Source organism: Halomonas cupida (genome assembly GCF_900142755.1).
Classification (GTDB): domain Bacteria; phylum Pseudomonadota; class Gammaproteobacteria; order Pseudomonadales; family Halomonadaceae; genus Halomonas; species Halomonas cupida.
The window spans coordinates 35,923-48,362 of sequence record NZ_FRCA01000013.1 but is presented as its reverse complement, the minus strand read 5'-3'; the positions used below and the strand labels follow the sequence as shown (position 1 = coordinate 48,362).

The following is a 12,440-nucleotide window of genomic DNA, read 5'->3' as shown; positions in this document are numbered from 1 at the left end:
CACAAGTACCCGCATGAACGTGATTCTGATTGCCACCTGTCCCAGCGGAATGGCGACCAGTTATCTGGTTGCCGAGCGTCTCAGGCCCGCTGCTCAGGCGCTGGACTGGCAAATGGATCTCGAGGTGCATTCAAGCCTCGAGCGCCTGGCGCCGGTTTCCGCCGAGGCCATTGCCAATGCCGACTTGATCATTGCGGTAGGCGGTAGCCTACCGGATCCACAGCGTTTCAGCGGCAAGCGCCTCTATCGTGGGTCAGTCCATCAGGCCCTGCCGCAACCCGAAGCGTTTCTGCGCCAGGCCGAGCGTGACGCCAGCGTCTTTACGCCACTGGGTGATGTGCCTGCTTCCACTTCCAGCCTGGAGGCCAGCCACAGTGCTGCCCAGCGCATTGTGGCGGTGACCGCCTGCCCAACCGGTGTCGCCCATACCTTCATGGCGGCCGAGGCGCTGGCCGAAGCCGGACGTGCTCTCGGTCATCAGGTGCGTGTCGAGACACAGGGCTCGGTGGGGGCCCAGGATCAACTGACCGACGATGAGATCGCCAATGCCGACCTGGTGATTCTCGCCTGTGATATCGAGGTTGATGCGGCGCGGTTTGCCGGCAAGCGGATCTATCGCACCTCGACCGGCAACGCCCTCAAGAAGTCACGACAGACCATTGAAGCAGCGCTTGGCGAGGCTGAACTGGAAAGTGCCGAGTCAGGGGCAGCCAAGGGCAATGAAGGCGCACGCAGCTTCAAGGAAAAGGGCATCTACAAGCATCTGCTGACCGGGGTGTCCTTCATGCTGCCGATGGTGGTGGCCGGTGGTCTGCTGATTGCCCTGTCCTTCGTCTTCGGCATCGAGGCCTTCAGGGAGGAGGGCACTCTGGCGGCAGCGCTGATGCAGATCGGTGGAGGCACCGCCTTCGCTCTCATGGTGCCGGTGCTGGCCGGTTACATTGCCTACTCGATTGCCGACCGCCCGGGGATTGCACCCGGCATGATCGGCGGCATGCTGGCCGCCAACCTTGGTGCCGGCTTCATCGGTGGCATCATCGCCGGTTTCCTTGCCGGCTATGTAGCCAGGGCACTGACTCGCCATGTCCGGCTGCCGTCCAGCGTCGAGTCGCTCAAGCCGATCTTGATCATTCCGCTGATATCCAGTCTGGTGACGGGGTTGGTGATGATCTATCTGGTGGGGGAACCGGTGGCCGGTATTCTCGGCAAGCTGACGGCCTTCCTGGCCAGCATGGGCTCGACCAATGCGGTGCTGCTGGGCATCCTGCTGGGGGCGATGATGTGCTTCGACCTCGGCGGCCCGGTCAACAAGGCAGCCTATACCTTCGGCGTCGGCCTGCTTGCCTCCGAGACCTACGCGCCCATGGCGGCGATCATGGCCGCAGGCATGGTACCGGCCATCGGCATGGGGATCGCGACGTTCGTTGCCCGCAGCAAGTTTGCTCAGGCCGAGCGCGAGGCCGGCAAGGCGTCATTCATTCTTGGCCTCTGCTTCATCACCGAAGGTGCGATTCCCTTTGCTGCGCGTGATCCCTTGAGAGTGATTCCGGCAGCGATGATTGGAGGCGCGATCACCGGTGCCATCTCGATGCTGGTGGGAGCCAAACTGATGGCCCCACATGGTGGCGTCTTCGTGCTGCTGATTCCCAACGCCATCACCCCGGTCGTGGGCTATCTGATCGCCATCCTCGCCGGATCACTGGTGACGGGCGTGGGCTATGCCATGCTCAAGCGTCGTGACGCCGAGTCGATGGCGGCGATGCAGGGAGGTTGAGGGGAAAGTCCAGATAGGAGCTTCGAGCGACGAGCACGCTACGCTCGAGCAGCGAGCAGTGCCGTACCACCATACTGCTCGAAGCTCGAAGCTCGAAGCTCGAAGCTCGAAGCTCGAAGCTCGAAGCTTCTCTTGCTCTTCGTCTGTGCCATAATAGCGCTCATATTGCAGTGCAGTATTCAGGAAATCGCTGATCCGTGACGCCAACATCGTCGATCCGCGTTTCCCCGGGCCTTATCCAGGCCCGGTTTCACCTGAATCCGACGAGGAGATCCCTGTGTCGAACCAACCTGTTACCTTGATGGTGGCGCGTCGTGTGGCCAGCGGTCGCTATGGCGATTTCAGTCAGTGGCTGGATGAAGGCCGTGAACTGGCCGCAGACTTCACCGGATATCTGGGTTCCGGGGTTCTGGCGCCGCCGCCGGGTGACGACGAGTATCAGATCATCTTCCGCTTTCAGAATGCCGAGACCCTTGAGCGTTGGGAGCACTCGGCTTCACGCCGTGCCTGGCTGGAGCGAGGAGCCGGTCTGTTCGACGAGCCCGAGGAGCATCGTGCCGTGGGCATGGATAGCTGGTTTTCCGTCCCCGGTCCGCGGACATCTCCGCGCTGGAAGCAGGCCATTGCCATCTGGCTGGCGTTCTTCCCCGTGTCGTTGATGTTTCAGCTGCTGTTCGGAGATGCTCTGGCGGGGCTGCCTACGGTGCCGCGAGTGCTGGCCAGTACCCTGATGCTGACGCCGGTGATGGTGTTCATCTTCATTCCTCTTTCCACACGTTTGTTGGCACCCTGGTTGCAGGCTGAGTCTGCACGCTTGCCGCGTCTGCGCATGAAGCGCAGTGGATGATGGAGCTCACGGGGTTGGTGGAGAACTGGCAGTAAAGGGTGAGTTGACCAAGACTGGAGGAGGGTAATCAGCCACCTTCCTTCTCCAGTGGAGACACACCATGATTTATGCCAACCCCGGACAGCCCGACGCCGTAGTGAACTTTGACGACAGCTACGGCAACTACATCGGTGGTGAATTCGTGCCACCGGTGAAGGGCCAGTACTTCGACAACGTCAGCCCGGTCAATGGCGAGGTGTTCTGCCGTATTCCTCGTTCGACGGCGGAGGATATCGACAAGGCCCTTGATGCCGCCCATGCGGCGGCACCCGCCTGGGGCAGCACTTCGGCGGCGGAGCGCTCCAATCTGCTGCTCAGGATTGCGGACCGCATCGAGGCCAATCTCGAGCCACTTGCCGTGGCGGAATGCTGGGACAACGGCAAGGCGGTTCGTGAAACGCTCAATGCCGATATTCCGCTGGCTGTCGATCACTTTCGCTATTTCGCCGGTTGTATTCGGGCCCAGGAAGGTACCGCAGCCGATATCGACGCCAATACCGTGTCCTATCACTTCCATGAACCACTGGGCGTGGTGGGGCAGATCATCCCGTGGAACTTCCCGTTGCTGATGGCCACCTGGAAATTGGCACCAGCGCTGGCGGCCGGCAACTGCGTGGTCCTCAAGCCCGCCGAGCAGACACCGGCTTCGATCCTCAAGCTGATGGAGCTGATCGGCGATTTGCTCCCGCCCGGTGTGGTCAATGTGGTCAATGGTCTTGGCGAAGAAGCCGGTCAGGCGCTGGCCACCAGCAAGCGTATCGCCAAGATTGCCTTTACCGGCTCGACGCCGATCGGTTCGCACATCCTCAAGTGCGCCGCCGAGAACATCATTCCTTCCACGGTGGAACTGGGTGGCAAGTCACCGAACATCTACTTCGCCGATATCATGGACGCCGAACCCTCGTTCATCGACAAGGCAGCGGAAGGCATGGTGCTGGCGTTCTTCAACCAGGGAGAGGTCTGTACCTGCCCATCACGGGCACTGATCCAGGAAAGTATCTACGAACCCTTCATGCAGCGCGTGATGGAGCGGGTAACGAAGATCAAGCGTGGCAATCCGCTGGATACCGATGTTCAGGTGGGCGCTCAGGCATCGCAGGAGCAGTTCGACAAGATCATGTCCTACATGGAGATCGCCCGGCAGGAGGGTGCCGAGTTCATTACCGGCGGCGGCAAGGCTGACGTTGGCGATGGATTCGGGAATGGGTTCTATATCGAACCGACGTTGCTCAAGGGTCGCAACGACATGCGGGTCTTCCAGGAAGAGATCTTCGGCCCGGTGGTGGCTGTCACCACCTTCAAGGACGAAGCCGAGGCCCTGGCGATCGCCAATGACACCGAGTTTGGTCTTGGCGCCGGGGTGTGGAGCCGCGACATCAACGTCGCCTTCCGCATGGGCCGTGGCATTCAGGCCGGTCGCGTATGGACCAACTGCTACCACCAGTACCCCGCTCATGCCGCCTTCGGTGGCTACAAGAAGTCCGGCGTCGGCCGTGAGACCCACAAGGTGGCACTGGAACACTACCAGCAGACCAAGAACCTGCTGGTCAGCTACGACACCAATCCGCTGGGGTTCTTCTAGGTTTCACGAGCTACGAGCCAGCTATGTTCGTTCCCGACGAACAAACGCACTTCCCACATCCATGTGGATCGGCTACTCGTGTTCCCGACACGAGCACGCACTTCCCACATCCCTGTGGGTTGCGAGCCACGAGCCAGTCAATGGGTTCGTGGCTCGGTTCCTTTTCAGGGCAGGGCAAGAGCCTAGAGCGTCATGGCTGCAAGCCAGCCAAAGGCGATCAGCGGCAGGTTGAAGTGCATGAAGGTCGGTACGACGGTATCCCAGATATGGTCGTGCTGGCCATCGGTGTTGAGACCGGCGGTTGGTCCGAGAGTCGAATCGGAAGCTGGTGAGCCTGCGTCGCCCAGTGCGGCGGCGGTACCTACCAGGGCAGTCGTCGCCAGCGGCGAGAAATCAAAACTCAAGCACATCGGCACATAGATGGCAGCGATGATCGGAATGGTGGCAAAGGACGAGCCGATCCCCATGGTGATGAACAGCCCCACCATCAGCATTACCAGCGCGGCCAGGGCGCGGCTGTCGCCGATCATGTCAACGGAGCCCTGTACAAGGGACGGGATTTCGCCGGTGGCTTTCATCACCCCCGCAAAGCCGGCGGCAGCGATCATGATGAAGCCGATCATTGCCATCAGGCGCATGCCCTGAGTGAAGACGCTGTCCTGATCCTGCCAACGCACGATGCCACTGAAAGAGAGCAGGGCGAAACCGGCCAGGCCACCGAAGATCATCGATCCACTCCACAGTTGTACCACCAGAGCAGCCACCAGGGCGGCAATGATGATGCCTATTTGCCACCATCCAAGACGGAAGTTTGCCGCGTCTCGGGACGTTTCTGCCTGTCCGGCAATGTCCTGAGCCTGGTATTCGCGTTTGCGACGATAGCTGATGAAGATCGCCACCAGTAGGCCAAGCCCCATGCCCATGGCCGGGATGATCATGGCCTTGGGAGGAGTGCTCCGATCGATGTGAAAGTTCAGGCTGTCACCGACATTGTTGATGTTGCCCATCAGGATATCGTTGAGAAAGATCGAGCCGAAGCCGATCGGCGTGGTCATGTACATCAGCGTAATGCTGAAGGTGATGGCGCAGGCCACCGCTCGACGATCCAGTGACAGGTGATTCATGACCATCAGCAAGGGAGGCACAAGGATAGGAATGAAGGCGATGTGTACCGGGATGATGGTTTCGGCAGCGAAGCCGGCAAGAATCAGGGCCACGAACAGGCCCCAGGTGACGAGCCTTACCTGGGCATGAGTGTGGTTGCCGTTCTCGAATAGCCCAATGAGCCGCCCGGACAACCGCTGGGTGATTCCCGAGCGTGACAGCATGACGGCAAAGGCACCGAGGGTAGCGTAGGCCAGCGCCACGGAGGCACCACCTCCAAGGCCATCATTGAAGGCTGAGACGATTTCGTTGGCGGGTAACCCGGCATAGAGCCCACCGACCACGGCGGCGGTGATCAGTGCGAAGACCACGGATACCCGCAACAGGCTGAGGCTGACCATGATCAGAACAGAAAGTACGATGGCATTCATCGATTTCCCCTTGTTTGTGTTTATCGGACGGGGGGCGTTTGCCGGTCAAAGTGGTCCCGCGTCATAGAGACACGGGACCGGGACCATGGATCGGGGATCAGGGTTGGAGACCGGCATGACCGGCCGAGTATCAGTGGCTCGGCAACAGCGAAGCAGGTATCAGCGCGTTGAGAACGCCGGAAGACAGCAACTCGCAGGCGGCATCGATATCCGGTGCGAAGAAACGATCCTTGTCGTAGTAGGCGACACGCTCGCGCAGGGTGTGGCGCGCCTCTTCCAGTGCTGTCGTGGTCTTGAGGCCCTGACGGAAGTCGAGTCCCTGGCAGGCGGCCAGCCATTCGATGGCAAGGATTCCGCGCACGTTATCGGCCATCTCCCACAACCGTTTGCCCGCGGCCGGCGCCATGGAGACATGATCTTCCTGGTTGGCGGAGGTCGGCAGGCTATCGACACTGTGGGGATGCGCCAGTGCCTTGTTCTCGCTGGCCAGAGCCGCGGCGGTAACCTGGGCGATCATGAAGCCGGAGTTGACCCCTCCGTTTTCCACCAGGAAGGGCGGCAACTGGGACATGTGCTTGTCCATCATCAGGGAAACACGCCGTTCGGTGAGCGAGCCGATCTCGGCGATGGCCAGCGCCAGGTTGTCGGCCGCCATGGCCACAGGTTCGGCGTGGAAGTTGCCGCCGGAAATGATGTCCCCCTGTTCGGCGAATACCAGCGGGTTGTCTGATACCGCGTTGACCTCGATGGCCAATACCTCGGCGGCCTGGCGAATCTGGGTCAGCGCAGCGCCCATGACCTGGGGCTGGCAGCGCAGGGAATAGGGGTCCTGCACCTTGTCGCAATCAGCGTGAGAATTGCTGATTTCGCTGTGTGTACCCAGCAGGTGGCGATAGGTCGCAGCGGCATCGATCTGACCGCGCTGACCACGTACCTCATGAATACGAGCATCGAAGGGAGAGCGCGAGCTCAATGTGGCTTCCACGGTCAGCGAGCCGCAGACGGTGGCCGCGGCGAACAGATCCTCGGCCTCGAACAGCCCCTTGAGGGCATAGGCGGTGGAGACCTGGGTGCCATTGAGCAGTGCCAGACCTTCCTTGGGAGCCAATGACAGTGGCTCGAGGCCGGCGATGCCGAGGGCTTCGGTGGCGGTCAGCCATTCACCGCGGTAACGGGCCTTGCCCTCGCCGAGCAGTACCACGCTCATGTGTGCCAGAGGGGCCAGGTCACCGGAGGCGCCAACCGAGCCCTTGAGCGGAATATGCGGATAGACCTCAGCATTGATCAGTGCCATCAGGGCATCCAGCACTTCACGGCGGATACCGGAGAAGCCCCGCGCCAGACTATTGACCTTGAGCACCATGATCAGCCGTACCAGGGCGTCATCCATGGCAGCACCGACGCCGGTGGAGTGGGACAGCACCAGCGAGCGCTGCAGGTCCTCGAGTTGATCCTTCTCGATACGGGTCTGGGCCAGCAGACCGAAGCCGGTGTTGATGCCGTAAACGGTGCGATCCTCCTCGACCACGCGGTTGACGCAATCGACGGCACGGCGAATATCCGCATCGGCGCTGGTCGGCAGGCTGACCCGGGTGGAAGCCGCGAAGATCTGGCGTGCCTGTGCCAGCGTCATCTGACCGGGAGAGATCTGCATACTAGACATGATGTTCATTCCCTGGATTGAGGTGTGGAGCGTGTCGGCGGAATGTTGCCAACGATGTATGTTCGCGAAGCAGGTCGCGGGTTGACTGCATGTCATGGGAAAGGGCGTGTTCTTCGCTGTAGGAAGGAACACGCTCCCGTAGAGTGTGCCAGGCAAGCGTGGTCGCAGGAGCGAAATTCTGGTCATCGACCAGGTCCATGGCCTGCGACGCCAGCAGGTATTCGATGGCGAGCACCATAGCGGCATTCTCGAGCGCCTGGTCCAACTTCAGAGCCGCGCTCTCTCCCAGGCTCAAATGGTCTTCCTGCAGCCCGGAGGTCAGGAAATTGTCGGTAACGGCGGGCTGGGCAAGGCGCTTGCATTCCGCGACCAGAGAGGCCGCGGAGTACTGTGCGATCATCATGCCGGATTTGACGCCGCTCTCCGTGGTCAGGAACGGAGGAAGTTGGTTGGCCTGCGGAGTGACCAGGCGATAGAGGCGTCGTTCGGATATGGAACTCCACTCGCAAACGGCGATAGCCAGTAGGTCGCAAGCCATGGCGACAGAGGCACCATGTGGGTTTGCCTGGGAGATGATCCGATAGCCGTCCTGGTTGACGACGACGAGAGGATTGTCGGAAGCCGAATTGAGTTCCTGCGTTATCTGCCTGGCGGCATGCTTGAACTGGTCACGGCAGGCGCCGTGTACCTGAGGCATGGCGCGCAGGCTCAGTGCATCCTGAAGTCGCTGTCCCTGGCGGCGTGCCAGATGCTGGCTACCTTCGAGCAGGTGGCGCAAGTTGTCCCCCACCTGCTGGACACCGCGCTGTCGTTTGAGCCGAATCACGTCGGGGTGGAAAGCATCCAACTGGCCTCCCAATACCTCGAAGCTCATGGCGCCAATGACATCGGCCCAGGCGGCAAGGAGGTCAGCATCATCCAGTGCCAGGCACGCCAACCCTGTCATGGCGGGCGTTCCGTTGACCAGACTCAGACCGTCCTTGGGACCCAGACTCAACGGCGACATACCGATGGCGTTGAGCGCCTGGTCCGTTGGCATGTTCTGGCCCTGGAACTCGACGTTTCCGTGACCCAGCAAGGCCAGGCCGATATGCGCCATATGAGTGAGATAGCCGACAGAACCCTGGGAAGGCACGATGGGAGTGATCCGCTCGTTCAGAAGTCGTAGCAGGCCTTCCACAACAGCCGGGCTGATGCCGGAGTATCCATGGCTATAGTTGATGATGGCGCAGCAGATGATGGCTCTGACCTGCTCCGTTCTCAATGGTGGGCCGACACCGCTGGCGTGGCTCATCAGTGTATGGCGGGAGAGTCGCTCCAGCTCGCTGGGTTCAAGCACGACATCGCACAAGGCACCGAGTCCAGTATTGATGCCGTAATGTGGCGTGGCCGAGGATGCGATGTCGTCCACGACGTGACGTGCCGTGGCGATTCGCTCCCGGGCGTCCCGGGACAGCGACAGACTGGCCCCGTGACGAGCGATCCTGACGACGTCCTGCCAGACCACAGGTGCTGTGCCGAGTTCGATATGCTGGTCGTCATGCATGGTCATTTTCTACTGACTTGAGTTGCTGAGCAGATTCGGGTTGGTCATCGACATGGCCCGAGATGAATACCCTTGCGGCCGAGATCAGGATCAGCACGAACAGGAACACCACGGCGAAGCCACCGGCCGCTGCCAGGTACTTGATGCCGTCGACACCCTGGGCGCCGCCGCCGAAGGCCACCATGATGTAGGCGATAACGGCAATCGATAGTCCCCAAAGTATCTTCTGTCGAGTTGGCGACTCTTCATCAGCGGACATGTTGCGGGTACAGATGGTCGCAATGGTCGATGACATCGAGTCCGCAGCAGTGGAGAAGGAGATGACAAGGGTGAAGATCGCCAACGGTACCAGCAGCGCGGCCATGGGCAGATGCTGCAGGAAGCCCCAGAGTCCGGAGACGGCGCCGTTCTCGGTGACGATGTTGATCAGATCGATACTGCCATCCATCTGCCATTTGATCGCTGCGCCGCCCCAGATCGCGAACCACACCAGGCCGAAGACCGATGGCAGAATCCAGTTGATGACCAGAAACTCACGCAGCGTACGGCCGTAGGAGATTCGGGCCAGAAACAGGCCCATCAAGGGGGCGTAGGCAATCCAGATCGACCAGTCATACATGGTCCACCAGGTGACCAGTGCTTCACCTCCAGCCTCCTTGGTGTCGAAGGACCACAGGAAGAAGTTGTCCATCCAGTAGCCGAGACTGGTCACCGACAGACTGAGGATATAGGTCAGTGGTCCGACCACCACCAGAACGGCGACGAAGGCATAGAAGATCCAGGCATTGAGCGACGACAGTACCCGGATGCCGCGCTTGAGACCGGACACTGCCGAGGTGATGAAGATGGCTGCGATGACCAGGCTGATCATCAGCCAGGTGGTGGCATTGGGCACCACGCCGTACTGGGCCTGCAGTCCAGAGCTGATCAGCGCCAACCCTGCTCCCAGTGAAGACGCCAGTCCCAGAGCAATCGCCAGCACCGAGATGATGTCTACCACGGCACGTACCACCGGCTTGTGGCCATGAGCACCGAGTACCGGCGTAATGGTCGAGGAAATCGAGAATTTCTGACGTCGGTTGAAATGCATGTAGGCGATCATCAGGCCGACAATGGAATAGATGGCGTAGGGAATGAAGCTCCAGTTGTGGAAGCTTCTGGCCAGCGCAAAGATCGCGGCTTCACCACTGCCGGCAGCGAAATCCTGCTGAGCTATCTCACCGTAGATATTGCCCAGATAGATGATCGGTTCGTTGACCGAGTAGGTGACAACCCCAGTGGCAATACCACCGGTCAGTGCCATGGCAAAGTTGGAGGCCAGTGAGAACTGAGGTTTGGCATCCTTGCCACCAAGACGAATGTTTCCCGCCCTGGAGAAGAAGATGAAGCCGGTGATCAGCAGTGCTGCTACGGCGACCAGTTGATACAGCCAGCCGAAGTCCGACAGCGAGATATAGAACAGCTGCTTCGCGACCTCGACCAGCAGTTCGTTGTTCACCAGGCCAACGGCGACAGCCAACAATATGATCGCAAAGGCCGGCAGGAACACGCTGAGCTTCAGGCGCCGTCTGTTGTCGCTTGCATCGTTGTGCGTATTCATCGGGGGAGTGTCTCGGCGGGTATTGTTGTTGGAAGGCGTCGGCAGTGGCTGCCGACGCCGGTGGGATCGAGAAGAGAGGATCAGTCCTTGAGCATCGGCAGATCCAGTCCATTCTCCCTGGCGCTGCGCCTGGCAATGTCATAACCGGCATCGGCATGGCGCATGACGCCAGTACCCGGGTCGTTGCGCAGCACGCGGCCCAGACGAGCATGGGCATCGTCGCTGCCGTCCGCCACGATCACCACCCCAGCATGTTGGGAGAAGCCCATGCCGACGCCGCCGCCGTGGTGCAGGGAGACCCAGGTGGCGCCGCCCGCGGTGTTGAGCAGGGCGTTGAGCAACGGCCAGTCAGAGACCGCATCCGACCCGTCCTGCATGGCTTCGGTTTCGCGATTGGGGCTGGCCACCGAGCCGGAGTCGAGGTGGTCGCGACCGATGACGACCGGCGCCTTCAACTCGCCACTCTTGACCATTTCATTGAAGGCCTGGCCGAGGCGTGCGCGGTCCTTGAGGCCGACCCAGCAGATACGCGCCGGCAGACCCTGGAAGGCGATGCGCTCACGGGCCATGTCGAGCCAGTTGTGCAGGTGCGGATCGTCGGGGATCAGTTCCTTGACCTTCTGGTCGGTCTTGTAGATGTCCTCGGGGTCACCGGACAACGCCGCCCAGCGGAACGGGCCGATTCCCTGACAGAACAACGGACGGATATAGGCGGGCACGAAGCCGGGGAAGTCGAAGGCATTGTCGACGCCTTCTTCCATGGCCATCTGGCGAATGTTGTTGCCGTAGTCGAAGGTTGGCACGCCCATCTTCTGGAACTCGAGCATGGCGCGGACATGCACGGCCATGGACTGTTTGGCTGCCTTGACTGTAGCTTCCGCTTCGCTCTTGCCGCGCTCCACGTACTGCTGCCATGTCCAGCCAGCGGGCAGGTAACCGTGCAGGGGGTCGTGTGCGCTGGTCTGGTCGGTAACCATGTCCGGCTTGACGCCACGGCGTACCAACTCGGGCAGTACGTCGGCGGCGTTGGCGCACAGGCCGATGGAGATCGCCTTGCCTTCGGCGGTGTAGCGCTCGATGCGTGCCAGGGCATCATCCAGGTCGGTGGCCTGCTCGTCCAGATAGCGTGTCCGCAGGCGGAAATCGATGCTGGTCTGCTGACACTCGATGTTGAGGGAGCAGGCGCCGGCGAGGGTCGCTGCCAGAGGCTGGGCGCCGCCCATGCCACCGAGGCCGGCAGTGAGAATCCAGCGTCCCTTGAGTTCGCCGTCGAAGTGCTGACGACCGGCCTCGACAAAGGTCTCGTAGGTGCCCTGGACGATGCCCTGGGAGCCGATGTAGATCCACGAGCCTGCCGTCATCTGGCCGTACATCATCAGGCCCTTGCGGTCGAGCTCGTTGAAGTGCTCCCAGTTGGCCCAGGAGGGTACCAGGTTGGAGTTGGCGATCAGTACGCGAGGTGCATCCTTGTGGGTCTCGAAGACACCCACCGGCTTGCCGGACTGGATCAGCAGTGACTGGTTGTCCTCCAGACGGCGCAGGGTCTCGACGATCCGGTCAAAGCACTCCCAGTCGCGCGCGGCACGGCCGATGCCGCCATATACCACCAGGTCCTCGGGACGTTCGGCAACATCCGGGTGCAGGTTGTTCATCAACATGCGTAGTGGCGCTTCGGTCAGCCAACTCTTGCAGGACAGCTCACTGCCGGTGGGAGCGGCAATTTTGCGGCTGGGGTCGTGACGCTTGTCGCGAACTGACGGGTCATGAACTGGCTGATCCTGAAGTGACATGGCAGATAATCCTCGTGTTGGGGGCCTTGATGATCGGTTTTGATGGTCGGCGATCGATGCTTCG

The 12,440-nt window shown here is 60.9% G+C and carries 8 protein-coding genes; 3 read left to right on the top strand and 5 right to left on the bottom strand.

All coding sequences use genetic code 11. The annotated features are described in order from the left end of the window. Positions 1 to 13 precede the first annotated feature (13 nt). The 3 genes from fruA (at position 14) to exaC (ending at position 4,242) form a co-directional block, all read left to right on the top strand. Positions 14 to 1,774, top strand: coding sequence for a PTS fructose transporter subunit IIBC (fruA, locus tag BUE38_RS19225; protein ID WP_073436858.1), 1,761 nt, complete (start codon positions 14 to 16; stop codon positions 1,772 to 1,774). Positions 1,775 to 2,051: 277 nt separating this feature from the next. Further along, entirely contained in the window at positions 2,052 to 2,621 is a 570-nt protein-coding gene (locus tag BUE38_RS19220) for an antibiotic biosynthesis monooxygenase (protein ID WP_073436857.1), read from the top strand. A gap of 100 nt (positions 2,622 to 2,721) precedes the next feature. Continuing rightward, entirely contained in the window at positions 2,722 to 4,242 is a 1,521-nt protein-coding gene (gene exaC / locus BUE38_RS19215; RefSeq protein WP_073436856.1) for an acetaldehyde dehydrogenase ExaC, read from the top strand. A gap of 182 nt (positions 4,243 to 4,424) precedes the next feature. Here the strand turns inward: exaC and BUE38_RS19210 are convergent, their stop codons facing one another. From BUE38_RS19210 to hutU, 5 genes are all read right to left on the bottom strand, one after another. After that, positions 4,425 to 5,777: a Na+/H+ antiporter family protein gene (locus tag BUE38_RS19210; RefSeq protein WP_073436855.1), complete on the bottom strand. Its 1,353-nt coding sequence runs from the start codon at positions 5,775 to 5,777 to the stop codon at positions 4,425 to 4,427. Between the two features lie 130 nt (positions 5,778 to 5,907). After that, complete coding sequence (gene hutH, locus BUE38_RS19205) at positions 5,908 to 7,440, bottom strand: histidine ammonia-lyase (protein WP_073436854.1); 1,533 nt, start codon at positions 7,438 to 7,440, stop codon at positions 5,908 to 5,910. Next, entirely contained in the window at positions 7,433 to 8,986 is a 1,554-nt protein-coding gene (locus tag BUE38_RS19200; protein ID WP_073436853.1) for an HAL/PAL/TAL family ammonia-lyase, read from the bottom strand. Before BUE38_RS19200 ends, hutH begins: the two co-directional genes overlap by 8 nt. After that, positions 8,979 to 10,586 carry a BCCT family transporter gene (locus BUE38_RS19195; protein ID WP_073436852.1) on the bottom strand — a complete coding sequence of 536 codons (1,608 nt, stop codon included), beginning with the start codon at positions 10,584 to 10,586 and terminating at the stop codon, positions 8,979 to 8,981. Before BUE38_RS19195 ends, BUE38_RS19200 begins: the two co-directional genes overlap by 8 nt. 80 nt (positions 10,587 to 10,666) lie before the next feature. Then, positions 10,667 to 12,376 carry a urocanate hydratase gene (gene hutU / locus BUE38_RS19190; protein ID WP_073436851.1) on the bottom strand — a complete coding sequence of 570 codons (1,710 nt, stop codon included), beginning with the start codon at positions 12,374 to 12,376 and terminating at the stop codon, positions 10,667 to 10,669. Positions 12,377 to 12,440 lie beyond the last annotated feature (64 nt).